The organism is Selenomonadales bacterium, from assembly GCA_018335585.1.
Taxonomy (GTDB): domain Bacteria; phylum Bacillota; class UBA994; order UBA994; family UBA994; genus UBA994.
The window spans coordinates 67,659-88,788 of sequence record JAGXRZ010000001.1 but is presented as its reverse complement, the minus strand read 5'-3'; the positions used below and the strand labels follow the sequence as shown (position 1 = coordinate 88,788).

The window sequence follows — 21,130 nt, the reverse complement described above, 5'->3', positions numbered from 1 at the left end:
GCAGGAAGAGATGCAGCGCCTAACGGCGGCTGCAACCGAGCGCGAGCGCGAGGCAATCGCCGCTAGAACGCAGGTAGCGGAACTGCAAGGACGCGTCACCCTGGGGCAGGAAGAGATGCAGCGCCTAACGGCGGCTGCAACCGAGCGCGAGCGCGAGGCAATCGCCGCTAGAACGCAGGTAGCGGAACTGCAAGGACGCGTCACCCTGGGGCAGGAAGAGATGCAGCGCCTAACGGCGGCTGCAACCGAGCGCGAGCGCGAGGCAACCGCCGCTAGAGCGCAGGTGGCGGAGCTACAAGGGCATGCACACCACTGGAGGGTAGTAGCCGATAACAAGAACAAGGAGCTTGAAAGCGTTCACGCAAGCACCTCCTGGCGCATTACAGCTCCACTGCGTTTTGGCAAACGATGCGTAAGTGGCATTTGGAACCGGCTGTTTTGTGACCTACGTACGCGTATGCGACACACAGCGAAGCTAGTAATCCGCAGCTTTATCGCGGCCCTGCAGTCTAAGCCCCAACTTAAGCACCGTATCGTGTTGATAGTAAAATGGTTCGGCCTTTATGCGGTGTTACGACGCCTCTATGGCAAGGTCGCGACGCCGCGCGCGCTGGGCCAGGTAGAGGGGCGGCAGAACGTTGTAGGCAACCCAAAATTCCCTAAGGAAGATCTATCGCCGTGGGGACAAATGATGATGACACGTCTGACACGGCAAAAACTGGCAGGGGAGGGGACGGAGACGGATGCGCATAGTCATCGATCTTCAAGGCGCGCAGACGACGGGCTCTAGGAAGCGGGGAATCGGGCGCTACTCGCTCGCTTTGGCGCAGGGCTTGGCCCGCAACTGTGGGGAACATGAAGTGTTGCTGGCCTTGAACGGTCTGTTTCCCGAAACTATCGAACCGATTAGGGCAGCATTCAGGGATGTGCTACCGCTTGAGAACATCCGCGTCTGGGTCCCACCCGGGCCGGTCGCCTTTTTGGATCCAGCTAACGATAGCCGCCGCGACGCGGCAGAATGCCTGAGAGAGGCGTTTCTCGCCTCACTCGAGCCGGACATCGTGCTCGTTACCAGCCTCTTCGAGGGGTTAGTCGATGATGCGGCGAGCAGTGTCGGCCGTCACGCTCATCTACCCACTGCGGTGGTGCTCTACGACCTCATCCCGCTCATCCACCGGCAGATCTATCTCAGCAGCCCGACGGCGGAGTCTTGGTATATGGACAGGCTGAAACATCTTAAGCGGGCCGACTTGCTGTTGTCAATTTCCGCCTCCTCCGGCCGTGAGGCGGTAGAGCTGCTAGTTGTTGATCAAGCTCGGGTAGTCAACATCTCCACGGCCTGCGAGCCACATTTCTTGCCGCGTCCCGTAACTGCCGAGACGCGACGGCGGCTACAGTCTGCGTATGGCATAGAGCACTCGTTCGTGATGTACACCGGCGGCATTGACCCCCGCAAGAACATCGAGGGCCTGGTCCGCGCCTATGCCCGCTTACCCGCGGAGTTGCGGCCGGCGCACCAGTTAGTCATCGTCTGCGCGGCGCAGGCGCCAGAGCGGGAGCGGCTGTTGCAGCTTGCTGGCGCAACCGGCCTGACGCAGGGAGAGCTGGTGCTAACCGGCTACGTGCCGGACGACGATCTGGTGACACTCTACAACGCCTGCAAGCTGTTCGTCTTCCCGAGCTGGCACGAGGGGTTCGGCCTGCCGGCGCTGGAAGCCATGCAGTGCGGCAAAGCGGTAATTGCCGCCAACACCTCGAGCCTGCCCGAGGTGGTGGGGCGCTCGGACGCCCTGTTCGACCCCCACGATGAAGCGGACATGGCCGCTAGGCTGCGCCAGATCTTGGAGGATGAGGACTTGCGGCAGGCGCTGGAACGGCACGGACTGGAGCAGTCCCGGAAGTTCAGTTGGGATGCTTCCGCCCGGCGGGCGCTGGCGGCCATGGGGCGCCTGCATACTGACCGGCAGCGGTCAATATCGCTGGCGGGCCCGCCTCAGTCCCGACCTGAGAAGCGGCCGCTATTGGCCTATGTCTCGCCCCTGCCCCCGGAAAAGAGCGGCATTGCCGACTACAGCGCCGAGCTGCTGCGCGAGCTCGCCTGCTGGTATGAAGTGGAGGTCGTGGTGGACCAGTTCGCCGTGGCAGACGATTGGATCGTAAAGCAATGCGCCGTGCGCGACGCAGCCTGGTTCCGCGCCCACCACCGCAGATACGACCGGGTGCTCTACCATTTCGGCAACTCGCCCTTCCACCGGCACATGTTCGACCTGTTGGCGGAGATTCCCGGGGCGGTGGTGCTGCACGACTTCTTTCTTTCCGGCATCCAGGCCCACCGAGAGTGGATGGGCTGGACGCCGAATGCCTGGGCTCGGGCGCTGCAGGCGAGCCACGGCTACAACGCCTTGCGGGAACGGTACAAAGCGTTCGACACCGACGATGTGGGGTGGGCCTACCCCTGCAACCTGCCGGTGTTGCAGCAGGCCCTGGGAGTGATCGTCCACAGCGAGTTTCCCCGGATGATGGCTAAGGCCTGGTATGGCGAGGCAGTCGCCAGGGATTGGCAGGTGATACCGCTATTGCGAGCACCGGCCGACGGCGCGTCGCGGCAGGCCGCCAGGCAGGCTCTTGGATTCCGGCCCGCTGACTTTCTTGTTTGTTCCTTCGGGGTGCTGGGTCCCATCAAGCTCAACCAGCGGCTGTTCGATGCCTTTGTGCAGTCGCCGCTGACGCAGGATGCCTCTATCCACCTGGCGTTTGTCGGCGAGAATCACCCCGATACCTATGGACAGCAACTCCTGGACAGCATCCATGCAAGCGGTCTGCAGAACCGGGTCCGCATCACCGGATGGGTCAATACGGAAACCTTTAGACAATATCTTGCGGCCGCTGATCTGGCGATCCAGTTGCGCACTCTGTCCCGCGGAGAAACATCGGCGGCCGTGCTGGACTGCATGAACCACGGCCTAGCCACGGTGGTGAACGCTCACGGCAGCCTAGTGGAGCTAGACCCCGAGGCGGTGTGGATGCTGCCCGATGCCTTCGAGAATGCCGAGCTTTCTGAGGCTTTGACTACCTTATGGCGAGATACCGATCGGCGATTGGCGCTGGGCCGCCGGGCGCAAGTCCTCATCCGCTCCCGGCATGCACCAGACAAATGCGCTGCCCAGTACGCCGAGGCCATTGAGTGTATCTACAAGAAAGCCACACAGAAAGGTCTGGGTTTGCTGAATCGTTGGGCTGACCATCCGCCAAAAGGAATGGACGATACGCTCCTTGCGCGGACATTGGCGCTTAATTTCCCACCAGAGCCACGGCGGCAGCAGTTACTGGTGGATGTTTCGACACTGGCGCAGGTAGATGCTGGGACCGGCATTCAGCGCGTGACACGCGCCATTCTCCGTGAATGGCTGCTACACCCTCCGAAAGGGTGGTCTGTTGAGCCGGTCTATGCCACTCCCCACGTGTCTGGCTATCGCTACGCGCGTCGTTTCACTAGCCGATTCCTTGGTCTCAACGAGGCTTGGGCGGAAGATGCACCTGCGGATTTTTGGGCAGGGGATATGTTCATCGGTCTGGACTTGGTAGCGCATTTGGTTCCACAGCAAGAGGCATTTTTGTCTGAATTGCGGGCCTGTGACGTCACAATTGTATTCATTGTCCACGACCTGCTCGCGGTCCTGCGGCCAAACTGGTTCCCGAATGATCTACACCCACACTTCCCGCCCTGGTTGCGTACCATAGGCCGGATGGCGGACGTTCTAGCGTGCGGCTCCCAGGCGACGCTTGAAGATATGCGGGCCTGGCTTGATTCCGAGCAACCGCAACGGCAGGGACCCTTGCGGCTGGGGTACTCTCATCATGGGGCAGACATCGAAAACTCCGCTCCCAGCACAGGCATGCCTATTGATGCCGGAAAGATATTGCTGCGCTTACAGGAGAGAAACACCTTTCTGATGGTCGGCACTGTCGAACCGCGCAAAGGATACACCCAGACCTTAGCGGCTTTCGAACGGCTATGGGCTAGGGGGCACAAGATAAACCTAGTGATAGTGGGCAAACAGGGCTGGATGGTGGAGGAACTCGTCCAGCGGCTAAGTCACCACCCCGAATTAGGGCGGCTGCTTTTCTGGTTGCAGGGTATTAGCGACGAGTACCTCGAACGAGTTTATGCCGCTTCAACTTGCTTAATCGCAGCTTCAGAAGCCGAGGGTTTTGGCCTGCCTTTGATCGAGGCTGCTCGACACAGGCTGCCGATCATCGCTCGGGACATACCGGTATTTCGCGAGGTCGCAGGCGAGCATGCCTTTTACTTCAAGGGTGAGTGGCCTGAGGAAATGGCTGAAGCAGTTCAGCGATGGCTAGCATTGCACGCTGAAGAGAGAGCTCCAAAATCGGACGGGCTGCCATGGCTGACATGGGAGCAGAGCGCGAAAGTGCTGGCGAGCATGATTATGGATGCGAAACACCCGCAATGGGTATCTGAGTGGATTCCGGGTAGGCGGTGGTATCTACCAGCTACAGATGCGCGCTTCGCAAGTCAGACAGGGCGACGCAGTGCCATTGGCGTGCACAGTCAAGGAACTGAGGGGTGGCTTTTGTACGGACCATATGTTGCCGTTCCTGCTGGGGATTACGAACTTCTGCTGTATGGTCACGCGCAAACTCTAGGAGACGCATGGGTAGATGTCTGCGCAAATCGTGGCGAGACGGTGTTGGCGAAGGTTCCTCTGCAAAGCCACGGGGTTAGTGGCGAGCAAGGTGCCGAGTTAGTACGTTTTATGTTCTCTATTGAGAGGGACCTACAAGACCTCGAAATCCGGGTTTGGGCGACCGAGGAATCTATCTTAACGGTGACACGTGTAGAGTTTAGCCGATGTGACTAAGGTTCATTAGTTGATGTCTAGAAGGGGGATTACTATTATGAAGCACACATTGGTCACGATCGTTGTCGTATCCCTATTAGTTTTGTCCCTAGTGGGATGTGCACCTAGGGTGACGACCATTCCCGCAACGGACGCAAGACTTGCTTCGCTTGTAGGGGAACGCACTGAAGGGGGAATCAGGGCCGTGGGCAAGCCTGGGTTCTTAGTCTACGGACCATATATGCCGCTTGAAGTAGGCACTTACAGACTGACAGTGAAAGGCAGTTTAGAAGGAGAGACAAGTCCCATAGCGATTATCGATGTTGTTAGCGACCGTGGAGAACGTGTGTGGGCCACTAGGCCGGTTTACGCCAATGCCACTGCAGATGTAATCGCAACCCTTGCCTTTATCATCGACCGTCCTGTAACAGACGTGGAATTTAGGGTGCGTGTTGCGGAGCAGGTTCTTGGTACATTTGTTAGCTATGAGCTTGTTAAGATCGAATGAAGACACTATTGGGCCCCGAAAGTATTAAGCGACGAGCCTTAGTAACAGGTATTTCGGGCTTTACCGGCAAATATGTCGCAGACGAACTAGCACAGGCTGGGTTTGCGGTATACGGCACAGGCACGACAGATTTCGGAAGTTCAGAACGATATCATCGCGTCAGTATGGAGGACTTTGCGGGGCTTAGACAAGTAGTTGAGGAGGTGCAACCGCAAGCCGTTGTGCACCTAGCGGCTAAGGCCTTTGTGGCGCACGGGAATGCGGGTGAGTTCTATACGACGAATCTCATAGGCACTCGCAACTTGCTAGAGGCTCTTGCAGGGCTTAGAGTGCTCCCCGAATGCGTAGTGATTGCCAGCAGCGCGAACATCTATGGCAACACCGCAGAGGGTTTGCTCGCTGAAACGACTACCCCCAACCCAGCGAACGATTATGCAGTCAGCAAGCTGGCGATGGAACATATGGCTAATTTATGGCGACACAAACTCCCTATCGTAATCGTCAGGCCATTTAACTATACCGGCGTTGGGCAGTCGGAAAACTTCGTTGTTGCTAAGATAGCAGCCCATTATCGCCATCGCGCCGAGCGTATTGAGCTAGGCAACTTAGACGTCTGGCGTGACTTTTGTGATGTCCGCTCAGTAGCACAAGCATATCGCCGTTTGGTGGAAGTAAAACCGGTAGATGCAACAGTTAATATTTGCTCTGGGGTCGCGTATTCGTTGCGGCAAGTGTTGGGGTTTGCCGAGTCTATCACTGGGCATCGGCTGGAGGTGACAGTTAACCCATCGTTTGTGAGGGCCAGTGAGGTGCAGTACTTGTGTGGCGACCCAGGATTGCTTCGCCGTCTAATTGGGGAGTGGCAGCCGATCCCCTTGCAGGAGACTCTGCGTTGGATGACGCAGGCTACATGATTAGAGTCGGGTTTGGGGCGACTGTGCTGGCTAGGGGAATGGCCGGGGGCGAGCTGGACGGGATAGGCATCTATGCTCAGGAGATGCTGCAACGGCTCAAACTGAGCGATGGCGTACAGGTGCAGCCCTTTGTGTTCGGCGCATCTGCTCCTTCTGCAAGTAGTCTTGGCGCACTACACCTGCCTGCCTTTGGGCCTGGCTCAGTACTCTCGGCTGTCACAGGGTTGCCGTACCCCGCGAGTGAGAAGCTGGCAAACCGCATTGATATTCTCCACGCGACAGACCACATGATTCCTAACGTACGGCGTGTTCCCGTTGTCGCCACAGTGATGGATGCCATACCTCTGGCTAATCCGCAATGGGGCTCACGACGTCTGCGGGCTCTAAAGAACGCCCTGTGGCGCCATACCACCAAGTATGCGAGCCAGGTGATTACGATTTCTGAGTATGCCAAGCAAGAAATCAGTAGGTATTTTGGTGTGCCTTTGTCGCGCATTACCGTGGTGCCGCTCGGTGTTGATGAACGCTGGTTTTGTTCGCCCAGTGCAGACGAGGTTACGCAAGTACGCTTAAAGTACAACCTGCCGAAGCGCTACTTTCTCTTCGTAGGGACGTTACAACCTCGCAAGAACTTGTTGCGGGTTATTGAGGCGCATCAGGCGTTATCACTTGCTATGCAGGCGGAGCTGCCATTAGTAGTAGTTGGGCGTGAGGGCTGGGGCTGTGACGATACATTGCGCTTACTTAAAGACCATCGCTATGGCAGTCTCCGTTGGCTACAGTATGTAACGAGCACGGATTTACGGCTGCTCTTCTCCGGCGGAGTTGCCTTGGTGTTTCCCTCGCTGTCTGAAGGGTTCGGGCTACCCGTTCTAGAGGCGTTTTCCGCCGGTCTGCCAGTCATTACCTCAAATACGACTGCGCTACCTGAAGTTGCAGGTGACGCTGCCTGCTACGTAGACCCCGTAGACGTCGCGGCGATACGGGACGCCATGCGCTGCCTTGCCGAAGACTCTTCTTTGGCATTAAGTCTGCGCCGCAAGGGGCTAGCCCGGGCGAAACTATTTCCCTGGGGAAACACAGTGCAAGCAACAATTAACGTGTATCGGACGGTGTTAGGCTACTAGGGTCAAGTACAGAGTAATAGAGGTGCCCATGCGTAAAATTCGCGTACTACAGGTTAACAAGCTATACTCGCCGCACATTGGAGGCATAGAGAGAATGGTGCAGCTAATTGCAGAAGGGCTATGCCACAGTGTTGACATGCAAGTGTTAGTGTGCCGCCACAAGGGTTTGGGGCGTAACGAAACGGTAAATGACATTTCGGTACACCGGGCAAGCAGTCTAGGGATGATGTTGTCGATGCCAATCGCTCCTAGCTTCCCATTCTTGTTTAAGAAACTTAGCCAGAATGCGGACATTGTACACTTCCACACGCCCTTCCCCCTCGGCGACCTTTCATGCCTTATGGCGGGCTATAAAGGCAAAGTGATTGTTAACTGGCATAGTGATGTGTTGCGGCAGAAGGGCTTTCTGTGGGCATACAAGCTGTTGGCAACCGCATTTTTGCGGCGCGCCGACAGGGTGATAGTGGCCGATTCTAACATAGCAAAAAACTCGCCATTGCTACAGCCATTTAACGAAAAGTGCGTTGTAGTGCCTTTTGGCATCGATACCAGGCGATTTCAACTAAATGACGACATGCGGAAGCAAGCAGAAGGGATCCGGAGTAAGTTTGGTTCACCTATTGTTTTATGTGTTGGTAGGTTGGTCTACTACAAAGGCGTTGAGCAAGTCATCAAGTCCATGTGTGAAGTGGATGCAGTGCTTTTGTTGATTGGCGACGGCCCGCTACGCCTGAACTTGGAGAAGCTAGTTGTTCAATTAGGGCTCACAAACAAGGTTGTCTTTCTCGGCATGTTGAGCTACGACGAGATGCCCGCCTATTTTCATGCCTGTGACGTGTTCGTGTTACCATCAGTTGCTAGTACGGAGGCCTTTGGTCTAGTTCAATTGGAGGCGATGGCGTGCGGCAAACCAGTAGTTAACACGAGGCTGCCGACAGGCGTTCCAGAGGTGAGCAGGCACCAGGAGACCGGGCTCACTGTGCCTCCGGGCGATGCGCAGGCGCTGGGGGTAGCCATCGGTACGCTATTGGATGATTCGGCGTTACGACAACGCTACGGGGAGAATGCGAAGCAGCGGGTCCGCGAGCATTTTAGCCTGCAAAAGATGCTAGACAGCGTCCAGGCAATCTACGGCGAGTTGGTTGGATGCGATATAAGAAGTGGAAGGGGTACGAATGATGAGTAAGAAGGCTTTAATTACTGGGGTCAACGGGCAAGACGGCTCATATCTAGCGGAGTTCCTTTTGGATCAGGGTTATGAAGTAACTGGGATTGTGCGCAGAACCAGTACCTTGAACGTAGAGCGCCTAGGCGATGTCGCAGGTAAGGTTACGTTACATCAAGCAGATCTTTTGGACGAAATGTCACTTGTAACAGCATTGGCAAAAGTTCAACCCGACGAGGTATACAACCTTGCAGCTCAGTCATTCGTCGGGACGTCGTGGGAACAAGCCGTGCTAACGGGAGAAGTTACTGCCCTAGGAGTAACTAGGTTGTTAGACGCGATACGGATTGTTAACCCAAAGATACGGTTCTACCAAGCATCAAGTAGCGAGATGTTTGGGAAGGTGAGGGAGACGCCACAGACCGAGGATACACCGTTTTATCCGCGCAGCCCGTATGGGGTGGCTAAGCTATATGGCCACTGGATTACTGTAAATTATCGAGAGAGCTATAATCTTTTTGCCTGCAGTGGCATTCTGTTCAACCATGAGTCGCCACGCAGGGGAATCGAGTTTGTAACGCGCAAAATCTCTAACGCTGTTGCTCGGATTAAGTTGGGTTTAGAGCATGAGTTGCGTCTCGGGAACATTGAGGCCAAGCGGGATTGGGGATTCGCCGGCGACTATGTAACTGCGATGTGGATGATGCTGCAGCAAGACCAGCCCGAGGACTTTGTCATTGCTACAGGCGAAACCCACTCAGTTAAGGAATTTCTCGAAGTGGCGTTCGGGCACGTGAAACTAGATTGGCGAAAATATGTGGTTATTGACCAGCGGTTTGTTCGTCCTGCGGAAGTAGACCTGCTCCTTGGGGACTATGGAAAGGCCCGGCAACGGTTGGGCTGGGAACCAAAGACAACATTTGAGGAATTGGTACGCATGATGGTGGATGCTGACCTAGCTACGCTCCGACGCTTAGTTTAGCGACGGTGCGCTGAGCTTAGGGTATCATAGTATGTCAGAGTAAGGTCTAGGAGGTTCAATGTGATGATTACTGCGGTTATTATGGCTGGCGGACGAGGTGAGCGTCTGTGGCCACGGAGTACAACAGATATGCCCAAGCAATTTCAGTGCTTTGTAGGCAATACCACGCTGCTTCAGCAAGCTTTCGCACGTGTTAGCAGTTTAGTTCCGCCAAGCCAGGTGTTTGTGGTCACGGGTCGCCAACATGCGCAAATGACCCGCCTGCAACTTCCGCAAGTCCCGCAGGAAAACGTAATTGTAGAGCCCATAGGTCGTGACACGGCCCCCTGTATCGGGCTTGCGGCCGTCCACATCCAGAAGAAGTACCCTGAGTCCATCATGATCGTTGTTCCGGCGGATCATTACGTGGGCTGCAATGAGGAGTTTATGTCGACTCTAAGTGCAGCCGTCGAAGCCGCGCAGAGCGAGCCGGTGCTTGTAACCATTGGCATGAAGCCGACCCGGCCGGAGACTGGTTATGGCTATGTGCAGGTCGGTGCCAAGAAACACCTTGTGGCCAATCAGTGGGCGCACGATGTCGTCCGGTTCATTGAAAAACCTCAGCTAGAGAAAGCGCTTGAGATGTGTCAAAGTGATGATCATCTTTGGAACAGTGGAATGTTTGTTTGGCGGACAGAGGTCATTCTTAAGTCGATGGCTATGCACTTGCCGGAACTACACAGTGGGCTTGAAGAAATAGGGGGTGCCATCGGTGCGCCGGAGGAGAGCGATGTCGTAGGACGAACCTTCCCTTTGCTCCCAAAGATCTCGATTGACTATGGGGTAATGGAAAAGGCTGACCGTGTACTTGTAATCCCGGCTAGTTTTAATTGGGACGACCTAGGCAACTGGGTTGCCGTAGAGCGCGCTGCGCAAGGCAGTGATGAACGAGGGAACAATGTCTCGGGCCGAGTTGGCATTATTGATGCTAAGAACTGTGTTATCCAAGACGATGAGGGAGTCACTGTAGCGATCGGCGTTCAAGACCTAGTGGTCGTGCGCTCTAAAGAGGCTCTCCTCGTATGCAGTAAAGAGCGGGTCCAAGACGTAAAGAAGGCGGTCGTCCTAGCCGAGGGTCTATGCAGCGACACCTGCTTTGAGACAGAGGAGTACCGCGTTGTTGACAAGCCGTGGGGAAGGGAGATTTGGTGGGCGGTAACTGAGGCTTATGTCGGCAAAATATTGGAAGTCAAAGCGGGGCATAGCCTAAGCCTGCAGTACCATCAGCGCAAGCTAGAGACTATGTTCTTTCAAAGGGGACGAGGGACATTGGTCCTAAATGGTGCGGAGCGGACAATACGACAGGGCATGGCGGTTACCATTCGCCCGGGGACGCTACATAAAATCGTAGCTGAGAGCGACTTAACAATCCTTGAAGTGTCAACTACCGAGCTAGATGACGTAGTAAGGGTGCAGGATTCTTATGGGAGAGCACAGACTAGTCCTAAAGTAACAGCAAGTCGGCAAGAATGATGGAAGGGCAAGTTCATGAAACTGATCATTCAGATACCATGTTTCAATGAAGCCGATGCGCTACCTATTACGCTTAAGGCGTTGCCGCGGCAAGTGGCCGGCTTTGACCGCGTGGAATGGCTCGTTATCGACGATGGCAGCAGTGACGGTACTGCGGAGGTAGCGGCCAAGCATGGCGTTGACCATATCATCCGGCACACCCGCAATCGAGGGCTAGCACGGGCATTTATGACCGGACTCGACGGCTGTCTCAGTTTGAACGCCAATTTTATTGTTAACGTAGATGCCGACAATCAATACAATGCAGATGACATCCCTGCGCTCCTTGCGCCACTGGTTGAGGGCAAAGCCGACATAGTTGTAGGCGCACGTCCCATAGAAGCAATAAAGCACTTTTCGCCTGTGAAGAAATACTTACAGAAACTAGGCAGTTCTGTGGTAAGGCTTGTCAGCGGGACGAGCGTCCCCGATGCACCCAGCGGCTTTCGAGCCATGAGCCAGTTTGCCGCTAGACGCTTAGCGGTCTTTAGCGACTTCTCGTACACCCTTGAAACGATCATCCAAGCTGGCCAAAATGGAATGGCGGTAGTATCGGTTCCCGTGAGGGTCAACGAGAATCTTAGACCTTCGCGTCTTTTCAAGAGCAACCTAGAGTATATCTGGCGTTCTGTTGTTACGATTGTGCGCATTTTCGTCGTTTATCGACCATTTCGCTTTTTCGCGTCAACTGGCGCGGTGCTGTTCGCCTGCGGAACTGCAATCGGCTTGCGCTTTCTATGGCTGTTTTTTTCGGGAAGAGGGGATGGGCACATTCAGTCACTAACACTGGCTGGTGCGCTTCTTGGTATGGGATTTCAAGCGATCTTAATTGCATTTATAGCAGATTTGCTCTCAGTGAATCGCAAACTACTGGAGGAGTTGCGCTTTACCCATCGCGAGTCGCTGCATCATCCTATTATCTCGAAAGATCTAAAGAACAGCCATTTGGGTAGCTGAGAGAAGCCGTGCCTAGAACCCCTAGGAGGCGTAGTGTAAGTATGGGCGGGGGGAGACAAGACCATGATAATGTCTGGTGGATTGCAGGAGGGCAAAATCGTTGTAGGCAACGTATACGATAAGTATTCGTCTAGGAACCCAGCCGTTCGCTATGCAGTGCGGCAGTTTACGAAAGATCTGACTGACTTAGTAGAGCGCGTCGCTCCTAGGTCGATCCACGAAATCGGATGTGGTGAAGGTTATTGGGCACTGCGCTGGAAACGGCAGGGACTATCGGTGCGTGGGTCTGACATGTCCCCCAAAATAATCGAGCTAGCGCGCGACAATGCGGTCGCCCATGGATTAAACCCGGATATGTTCCGTGTCCGTAGTATTTACGATTGGCACCCGGTTGAGGACGGAGCGGACCTTATAGTTTGCTGTGAAGTACTTGAACACCTAGAACGACCGAAAGACGCTCTGCGAGCATTGAGTCGGGCTATTGCCGGCCATGTAATTTTCAGTGTCCCTCATGAACCTGTTTTTCGCTTTCTGAACATGGCGCGAGGCAAGTACATGTCAGCGTGGGGTAACACCCCAGGGCATATCCAGCATTGGTCACGCGCTGGGTTTGTTCGCTTGGTTGAGGGATTCTTTGAGGTTGTCGAGATTAGGTCGCCTATTCCCTGGACGATGTTGTTATGTAGGCCTTACAGCAGAAGCGCGGCCCAAGACGTCATGTGCCAATCAGATCCACTCATCACTGGGGGTGTACAATGATGCGTTCTATCTCTAGCTTGGCGAGGTATGGAGATAAGCTTGTGTTTTGCTGCGCATTGGTGTTCATCCTGTTCGCACACGGAGCCGTTCCTTACTATTCTCTGCCGACCCTCGGTCAGGCGGTATGGACAACAGGGTTTGGCCAGTCCTTTGTTAACCAATCGCCACTTGCAGTCCATGCCATCAACTTTGGAAATCCTAATCCGGCTCCGATTGCCTTTGGGCTCGCAGGCGCATACCCCGCCGGGCTGTTGATAGCGCTAGGACTTCATCCGGCAGACGCTTACGCTGCAATGGCTGCTATATGGCTAGCGATCGCCTTTTTTGGGGCATGGCGCCTAAGTGTGTTGTTGGCGCTTCGCGGCACGAGTGCGGTACTCGCTGCTGTGTTGTGGATGAGTATGCCTATCATATGGGCACATTCAGGCTATTCGATGCTCTCCTTAGGCATTGCCTTACTACCGCTGTACATGTTGGTTTCTGTACAACTCATCTCGGATAAGTTTGTTAGGCGAGAAGATTTATATATCCGAATGGCGACATTCGTTGCGGTAACGACAATCGCTGTGTTTATGGACGGGTATACTTACGTAATGTTTGCTGTCGGCGCTAGTTTGTTGGGGGCATTTTACTTTGTTAGGGCACCCGAATTAAGAAGCCACTTGTTACGCTGTGCCTTGCCCATTACCATGAGTGGTTTCGCTGTGTCCTATGTTCTATACATGACGTATGTCGGTCAGCTGCACGTCGTCCCCGAAACCCTGGACTTTTTTCGTGGGTGGGGGGTAGATCTTGCCTTTCTGACCATTCCAACGCGAGGTATGCATTGGTTGTGGGATACCGTAGGCCTAGCCGTAGTACGCACTGAACAGACCTATTTTGGGGATGCCAGTGTGTTCATATCGACGTTTTCTCTGCCAATCATTAGTGCTGGATTTGCTGGCTGGTGGCACATGAGGAAAAAGACAATGCTTGCGACTGCCATCTTCATGGTCGCGTTGTTTGGCCTCTACATGGCACTAGGGCCTTCAGTAAAAGTCAACTCGGTTAGGCCAGACGCGATGGTCGCCGCGGGCGACTTGTCGCCCTTGATGGGGGCAGAGCTTGCGCTTGCGCCAACAGGTAGTGCGATATTGTCAAGAAATTTACCGGGATTCCAACAAATGCGCGCTGCATACAGATGGCTTGCACTTGGCATCGTGGGGTTCTGGGTGTTGATTGTACTACGGCTCGGTGATATGACCTCCGCTAGAGCAAGGTGGTATTGGGTTGGCCTCGTTGTCTTGCTCATTATCTTTAATCTACCGCATTTTGATGGGAGGCATAGGGGGTATCGCGATGCGTTTTTGCGCATAGAGAATGAACTTGTCATGGGGATGGGCAGTTTCTTACATGAAGGGGAGAGAGTTGCATTCCTTCCGTACCGAAATGATTTTTTGGCAAACTACATTACGGCACGACTGAACGTTCGCTCGTTTAATATTGGGGGCGACAAGAATCTCTTCACCGCAAAGGAGGCTTGGCCTCCTACAATGAAGGGCTTTACCATGGGGCAGGTGGACAGCGGATTTGCCGACAGAGTTCTCCTTATGCTTATACGGCAAGAGGCCGATGTTGTGGTATTGCCCTACATTGATATGCTGTGGGCTGCCCAAGCTTGGCCCGCCGAGGCGGAATTCAAGGAGGAGTTGGCACCAGTACTGGCTCACCTCGATTCGTCGGGATTGGTAACTATTACCGAGACAGAACATTATGCTGTAATACGCCTAGCAGAAGATTACATCGAACGCTTCTACCCGGTGAGGGCAGAAGCCGCATCAACGGTGGCCCTGCAAGCTGTAATGGGGGCGGGTTGGTATGACGCTGAGCCTACGCATATTTGGTCCGGACGGCGAGCCGAGCTTCGCTTGCCTACTGTTGGGGGTGGCGCAGAGGGTACATATGCAGCGGAAATTGCGTTCTTCGTGCATGGCGCCTCCCCTGCTCGAGAAGTACAAGTTATCTTTGAGACTGAACTTGACGGGGAATTGGCTTCCTATCGAATGGTGCTGCGGAATAATGAGTTAAATCATGTACTTATACCACTGACTCTTCGCGGTGGGGAACAAGTTGTACGCATTACTGTTCCCAATGCGCAATCGCCGTATGCGCTCAGTGAGGGCGCCGATCCCCGTGTGCTTGGGGTTGCATTACGGGCTATTGATCTTGTCAGGACAGGAAAAGGGAGCAGGATAGGATCTGCGCTGCGGATAGCCGGGTTCACAAAGGCGACCTCATCTCAGGTAGGAAGCTTGAAAGCGAGCGCACTTGCGACGACGCGTCGTGAGGGCTTCCTTGTGTTCGGTCCGTATGTTGCCTTTGGAGATGGCGAGTACGAACTGGTTGTCAAAGGAACTGCAGATGCTAAAGAAACAGCTTGGGTAGACATTGTGTCGTCTCAAGGGTCTGTGACCCATGGCAAATTTGAGTTGACAGGCAAGTCGGATAGTGCATCAAACATCCTAGTGTCGGGACGGGTAGTACTAACAGAGCCTGTATACGACCTAGAGGTGCGACTGTATGTCGGGAAGAACGATATAGTACATCTTCTAGGGTATGAACTTTTGCCTGTGCGAAGTGGGCCGCGGGAAGATTAAAGCTGGAGTCTGAGCAAGATGGGAAGTAATCTCTAGTGAAACGACGAGTGCTATTTATCGCTTCAGTGTACCACCACCTGGCAAGTTTTCATGTTCCCTTTATGCAGTTGCTGCAGCGGGAAGGCTTCGAGGTTCATGCGGCGGCCGCCTACGGACATCGCCAGTGTGACTTATTGGCTATCGGGGTACAGTGCTGGGACGTACCTTTTGCACGTACGCCATGTAGCTTAGGTTCCGGTAGGGCATTTTTGCGGTTGTTGGCTTTGATGCGTACCCAGCATTTCGATCTAATTCACGTGCACACGCCGATCGCGGCATTCTTAGGGAGATTGACGGCCAAGCTTACTGGGCAGGGGAAGGTTCTATACACCGCCCACGGCTTTCACTTTTACAGTGGTTCTCCATGGTACAATTGGCTCATCTACTATACAGCAGAGCTCATTGCTGCTCATTGGACCGATGGGCTCATTACTATTAACATAGAAGACTTTGACCGGGCAAAAAAAATGGGGTTTTGGCCCAATGTGAATCTGTTCTTTGTACCTGGCGTGGGTGTCGATGTCCAAGCGTTTCGCGGGCACGACATTGCACGGCAGTACGTTCGCGGTGAATGTGGCATAGCAGAGGACGATGTCGTGGTGACGTGTGTAGCCGAACTAAATGAAAATAAGAACCAGTCTTTTTTGCTGGATGCTTGGAGTGAATGTGTGAGGCAACACGCGCGCACACATCTCTGGTTGGTTGGGAGTGGTGGGCAAGAGAACGAGTTGCGTCGGAAAGTGCAGCGCGAAAACATCGCTAACGTTCACTTCCTCGGCTACCGCACCGATGTAGTACAGATTCTGCATGAGTCGGATATTGTCACCCTTGTCTCGAAGCGCGAAGGGCTTCCCCGGTGCATCATGGAAGCGATGGCGGCAGGGAAGCCAGTGGTGGCGACGGACATTCGCGGAAACCGGGACCTAGTAGTAAATGGGGAGACAGGCCTCTTAGTCGGGCTGCAAGATAGTAATGGGTTAGCACGCGCCTTCGCGATTCTCATCAATAATAAGGGGACGCGTAACGCCATGGGCTCAGCAGGGTTAAGCAGGGTGAAAGAGTTTGATTTAGGGTGCGTAATGGAGCATATGTCGGCCATATACCAGAGTTATTTGCAGGTTGATAAGCACCAATAAATGCGGAATACTGGGAGGCTATAGTGAAACAGCGGTATGTAGCGGTAGCCTTAGCGCTGACCATGACGCTCGGTTATTCCATAGTGTCACTTGGTGCATACTACATGTCACTCGAAACAGGTTTCTACGGGGTGGATTTGCCATTGTTTGGTGGTGGCGGCGATGCTATGGCCAACTGGGAGGATGGGATACGCATTGCCCGTGGCGAAAGCACCGAAGTCTTTTCCACCTACCCGGTCTTCCTGGGGGCCCTCTTCGCTCTCATTGGGCGCGAAAGTGCGTTGGCGGCCCGCATAGCCAACCTGTTAGGGCTTCTGCTACTTCTGCTGGCAGTTAGGGCTGGTGTGAATCTGTCTTGGTCTTTCGAGCGACCACTTTGCGGCGAGGCTCCTTGGACGTCCATGGCGATTGTCCTTGTCTGCTTAACGCTATACGCGGGGTTAGTGATGAATGTATCTATTGGACTAGTGCGAGATGTATGGATTTATTGGCTATTTGTTGGGGCGGCTGTACTTGGTGGACGCATCTTGTTTATAAGGGACGCCAAGGCGACAAACATTGTGTTGCTCCTCTTAGTGGTGTACCTGCTGCAGGGTCTGCGTGTTTATGCGGCAGTTTCAGTTATAGCTGCTTTAGTGATCTATAGACTGTTTAGCATGTTTAAGAGCAGGGTTAGCTTGTTAGCAGTGATGGGCTGCTTGCTTGTTTTTGCCTTCGTATTTTACGAGTACCAAATAGGCTTACGACTACCTGTAGTCAACATGTCGTTGAGAGACGCGTTAAACTACAGAGACCTTGCTCAAGGAGTACATGGTGGAGGAAGCCAAATGGGAATCACCCTTGCCCAAGACAATGTCTGGCTGTTCGCCCTCAATTATTGTCACAGCTTTGTCGGCAATATGGTGGGACCTTTGCCGTGGCATATCACTTCGGTACCGACCGCCTTGGCATTCTTTCTCGAGGCCATGCCGATGACGATAGTCTTGAGTCGGCTGTGGAGATTACGCCACCTGTTATCTGCTTTTCACGTCTACTTAATTACACAGGCCGCAGTCTGGATTGGGCTCGTTGCTTTGACAAACGACAACCTGGGAACCGGCGTAAGGCTGCGGCCTCCAGCATGGATTCTGCTGCTCGTAGTGTTCGCTGTGCTCGAAGTGAAGGCTTCAGGAAGACGCATGCTTGGGACTTTGACGGTAGCTGGAGGTGAGGCAGAATGCGAGATTCCAAGGCGGGTGTGAAGGTAGCGCTTTTTTTGCCTACGCTAGGAGGCGGAGGCGCTGAACGGGTGATGGTGAATTTGGCGCAGGCGTTTGCTGAGCGAGGCCTGTCTGTCGACTTGGTCGTAGCCAAGGCTGAGGGGCCGCTTCTGGCGTCCGTGCCGCCGGAAGTTCGACTGATTAACCTCAACGGTAAGCGGGTGCTTACGAGCCTGCCCGCCCTTGTCGGGTACCTCAGGCGCGAGCAACCAAGAGCACTCCTTTCGGCCCTTGACTACGCCAATGTGGTTACCTTGTGTGCACGGCGGCTAGCCAGTAAACAAGGGCGCATCGTTGTGAGCGAACACAATACGCTCTCGATGAACGCTAGTCGCTCAAACACCGCGAGCGGTCGCGTTATGCCATGGCTAGCTCGCGCGCTATATCCTATGGCCGATGCTATTGTCGCAGTATCTCACGGTGTGGCTGTCGATCTTGCCAAGGTGACCGGGCTTCCGCGCGAGAGGATCACAGTAATCTACAATCCAGTCGTATCTCCTAAGGTGCTTCGCTTGGCCAATGAACTAAACCCCCACCCATGGTTAGCGCCTGGGGAACTGCCCGTTATATTGGGGGTGGGGAGGCTCACGGCAGCTAAGGATTTTCCAACGCTTTTGCGGGCCTTTGCCTTGGTGCGTCCGACTTGTTCGGCCAGGCTGGTTGTCCTGGGCGAGGGCGATGAGCGCGCGCGATTAGCGGCTTTGGCAAGCGAGCTAGGAATCCAAGACTACGTTTCAATGCCTGGCTATGTCGACAATCCCTACGCCTATATGGCGCGTGCGTCGCTGTTTGTTCTGTCATCAATGTGGGAAGGACTTCCCACCGTGCTAGTGGAGACGATGGCTTTGGGCACCCCGGTTATCGCCACTGATTGCCCATCCGGTCCGGCAGAGATTTTAGAAGATGGCAAATGGGGCCAGCTTGTCCCCGTAGGCGACCACAAAGCACTTGCTGACGCAATCACAAACGAGCTTATATGTCCTCAGGAAAGGCTTGGTTTGGCAGAGCGTGCACAGGTGTTTGAGGTCAATGCCGTGGCCGAGAAGTACCTAGAGATTCTATTGCAGTAATGCGGAGGGGCGATGTCCTTTGGTACTAGGCGTAGACAACCCGTCGACCCTTCGTGTAGTGTTTTTGCTTACAGGGCTCGATGTCGGTGGAGCCGAACAACAGGTCGTAAACCTAGCTGTCGCTCTCAGACTGCGCGGATGGCAAGTTGGTGTAATCTCCTTGCTGCCGCTAAAAGCGTTAGCTGACGACCTGCGTCACGCAGGGGTCGTTGTTGAAACGCTTCATATGCGGCGAGGGGTTCCAGACCCACGCGCCGTCTGGGCGTTAGCGAGAATCCTTCGCCAGTGGAAGCCAGATGTACTGCACAGCCATATGGTGCACGCGAATATTCTCGGGCGGATTACGCGTCTGTTGCAGAATGTGCCGGTGCTGATCTCCACTGCCCACAGCATCAATGAGGGCGGCAGATGGCGCGAAGTCGCTTATCGACTAACAGATGGTTTGGCAGACGTAACCACTAATGTAAGCCATGCGGCAACCGAGCGCTACATCCGGATAGGCGTAGCTCCAGAGGCTAAGATTATGACAGTGCCTAACGGCGTAGACATCGCCAAATTCGCACTCAACCCGGCCCTAGCGCGGCCACTGCTGGACAGCCTAGGGGTCACTAACGAGTTCGTCTGGCTAGCGGTGGGACGACTTGAATCGCCAAAGGACTATCCTACGCTGCTGTCTGCTTTCAAGATTGCCAACGCGGCGAGTCAGAGCGCAAAGTTGCTTGTAGCCGGGCATGGTCCGTTAATGCCGGATATGATACAACTTACCGCCAAACTAGGCTTGTCGCAGAAGGTGCTGTTTCTAGGCGTGCGGCGAGATGTGCCTGCGCTCATGAATGTCGCCGATGCCTATGTTATGTCTTCAGTTTACGAAGGGCTGCCGATGGCCCTGCTTGAGGCTGCAGCTAGCGGGCTGCCTATTGTCGCCACTAACGTAAGCGGAAACAGCGAAGCGGTGCCAAGAGACGGCGGGTATCTCGTTCCTCCCGGCGACGCAGAGGCACTAGCCGAGGCCATGGTCCGAGTTATGGCTCTTACGGCTGCGGAGCGCCAGTCAATGGGTGAGGCTGGCCGGCGTCATGTGGAGGACAACTATAGTCTAGGCACGGTCGTTGCTCGATGGGAAATGGTGTATTTTGATATGCTGTCGCGCAAAACTTCGGTAAAGGGGTAATCAACATGGGCAATGGTGTGCTCACTGGGCACTTAGTCTCAATAATCGTTCCCACTTATAACGCAGAAAAGTACATTGCCGCCGCAATTACTTCGGTACTTGCACAAACGTACACAAACTTTGAGCTATTAGTGGTTGACGACTGCTCCCGCGATAACTCGGCGCAGGCTGTGCGCTACTTTACGGACAAGCGAATAACCCTAATCGCTCACAGTTCTAACGGTGGGCCTGGGGCGGCGCGCAACACCGCCCTGGCGCAGGCAAGGGGCAAGTATGTCACACTCCTCGACGCAGACGACGAGTGGGCCCCGAATCGACTTGAAATCTTGGTGCTACTAGCCGAGGCTGCCGGAAGCGAGTTCTTTGTGGCGGACGATCATCTGGTGTGTTTTGAAACGCCCAGGGGATTGCGCCCGTTTGGCACCGGGTCTCAGCTCTTTCACAGAGTGCCTTACGATGCTGATGGCAGACTGGAGCTAGACCTCCTGCAGTACCTGACACTTAGTGCACCCATGATTAAGCCACTCATCCCTTTGGATGCTATCCGCCAACATGAGCTTACATACAATATTGACCGCAGATACGGCGAGGATCTGGAGTTTTATTGCGAGCTTTTCAAGGCGGGGCTACGGCTGATACTTATTGAGCCTGCTTTATATTACTACCGCCTGACTCCACAGTCGTTTAGTACGCAAGACCGTAGATGGGCGGATCTCCTGCATCTCTATGGGCGGTTGCTTTTGCGTTCGGATTTTTCACACGAAGAAAAGGATGTAATAAGAAAGCATGCCTCTACTGCAAAGCTTGAGCAGCGTTTCGCCCCGGTCGCCTCTGCGCTTAGGAAAGGCAATTTCATAGGCTTGTGTAAGCATGTTGCTAGCGACCCGCGCCTAGCGGTTGAGATTGTGCGAAGACTCCCCCATGCCTTACGACATAGACTCCACGCTGTGGCAAAAGGTGGGGTTGTCCGATAATTCATTAGGTGGAGGTGTTA

Annotated in this window: 16 protein-coding genes; all 16 read left to right on the top strand. The window is 54.4% G+C overall.

Annotated elements, in window-relative coordinates; all coding sequences use genetic code 11:
• Positions 1-790, top strand: a 790-nt coding sequence (locus tag KGZ66_00405; GenBank protein MBS3984058.1) for a hypothetical protein, incomplete at its 5' end; no start/stop codon positions are given.
• Positions 744-4,883, top strand: a complete 4,140-nt coding sequence (locus tag KGZ66_00400) for a glycosyltransferase (GenBank protein MBS3984057.1) — start codon at positions 744-746, stop codon at positions 4,881-4,883. The genes KGZ66_00405 and KGZ66_00400, both read left to right, overlap by 47 nt.
• 37 nt (positions 4,884-4,920) lie before the next feature.
• Positions 4,921-5,370, top strand: coding sequence for a hypothetical protein (locus KGZ66_00395; protein ID MBS3984056.1), 450 nt, complete (start codon positions 4,921-4,923; stop codon positions 5,368-5,370).
• An 8-nt stretch (positions 5,371-5,378) separates the two neighbouring features.
• Positions 5,379-6,284, top strand: a complete 906-nt coding sequence (locus KGZ66_00390; GenBank protein ID MBS3984055.1) for a GDP-mannose 4,6-dehydratase — start codon at positions 5,379-5,381, stop codon at positions 6,282-6,284.
• The gene (locus KGZ66_00385) at positions 6,263-7,411 is read left to right on the top strand and encodes a glycosyltransferase family 4 protein (GenBank protein ID MBS3984054.1); all 1,149 of its coding nucleotides are present in this window, start codon (positions 6,263-6,265) and stop codon (positions 7,409-7,411) included. Before KGZ66_00390 ends, KGZ66_00385 begins: the two co-directional genes overlap by 22 nt.
• Positions 7,412-7,439: 28 nt before the next feature.
• Entirely contained in the window at positions 7,440-8,597 is a 1,158-nt protein-coding gene (locus tag KGZ66_00380) for a glycosyltransferase (protein MBS3984053.1), read from the top strand.
• Positions 8,590-9,558 carry a GDP-mannose 4,6-dehydratase gene (gene gmd / locus KGZ66_00375; GenBank protein MBS3984052.1) on the top strand — a complete coding sequence of 323 codons (969 nt, stop codon included), beginning with the start codon at positions 8,590-8,592 and terminating at the stop codon, positions 9,556-9,558. The genes KGZ66_00380 and gmd overlap by 8 nt, the downstream gene beginning before the upstream one ends.
• 63 nt (positions 9,559-9,621) lie before the next feature.
• Positions 9,622-11,070 carry an NTP transferase domain-containing protein gene (locus tag KGZ66_00370; protein ID MBS3984051.1) on the top strand — a complete coding sequence of 483 codons (1,449 nt, stop codon included), beginning with the start codon at positions 9,622-9,624 and terminating at the stop codon, positions 11,068-11,070.
• A 15-nt stretch (positions 11,071-11,085) separates the two neighbouring features.
• Positions 11,086-12,066 carry a glycosyltransferase family 2 protein gene (locus KGZ66_00365; protein ID MBS3984050.1) on the top strand — a complete coding sequence of 327 codons (981 nt, stop codon included), beginning with the start codon at positions 11,086-11,088 and terminating at the stop codon, positions 12,064-12,066.
• A gap of 63 nt (positions 12,067-12,129) precedes the next feature.
• On the top strand, positions 12,130-12,825 hold the full coding sequence (locus tag KGZ66_00360) for a class I SAM-dependent methyltransferase (GenBank protein MBS3984049.1): 696 nt from the start codon (positions 12,130-12,132) through the stop codon (positions 12,823-12,825).
• Positions 12,822-15,461 (top strand): hypothetical protein, encoded by a 2,640-nt coding sequence (locus KGZ66_00355; GenBank protein MBS3984048.1) that lies wholly within the window; start codon positions 12,822-12,824, stop codon positions 15,459-15,461. Before KGZ66_00360 ends, KGZ66_00355 begins: the two co-directional genes overlap by 4 nt.
• 35 nt (positions 15,462-15,496) lie before the next feature.
• Entirely contained in the window at positions 15,497-16,636 is a 1,140-nt protein-coding gene (locus KGZ66_00350) for a glycosyltransferase family 4 protein (protein ID MBS3984047.1), read from the top strand.
• Positions 16,637-16,659: 23 nt separating this feature from the next.
• Positions 16,660-17,877, top strand: coding sequence for a hypothetical protein (locus KGZ66_00345; GenBank protein ID MBS3984046.1), 1,218 nt, complete (start codon positions 16,660-16,662; stop codon positions 17,875-17,877).
• Complete coding sequence (locus KGZ66_00340; GenBank protein ID MBS3984045.1) at positions 17,853-18,965, top strand: glycosyltransferase; 1,113 nt, start codon at positions 17,853-17,855, stop codon at positions 18,963-18,965. The genes KGZ66_00345 and KGZ66_00340 overlap by 25 nt, the downstream gene beginning before the upstream one ends.
• 19 nt (positions 18,966-18,984) lie before the next feature.
• Positions 18,985-20,136 (top strand): glycosyltransferase, encoded by a 1,152-nt coding sequence (locus KGZ66_00335; protein MBS3984044.1) that lies wholly within the window; start codon positions 18,985-18,987, stop codon positions 20,134-20,136.
• A gap of 5 nt (positions 20,137-20,141) precedes the next feature.
• Positions 20,142-21,110, top strand: a complete 969-nt coding sequence (locus tag KGZ66_00330) for a glycosyltransferase family 2 protein (protein MBS3984043.1) — start codon at positions 20,142-20,144, stop codon at positions 21,108-21,110.
• Positions 21,111-21,130 lie beyond the last annotated feature (20 nt).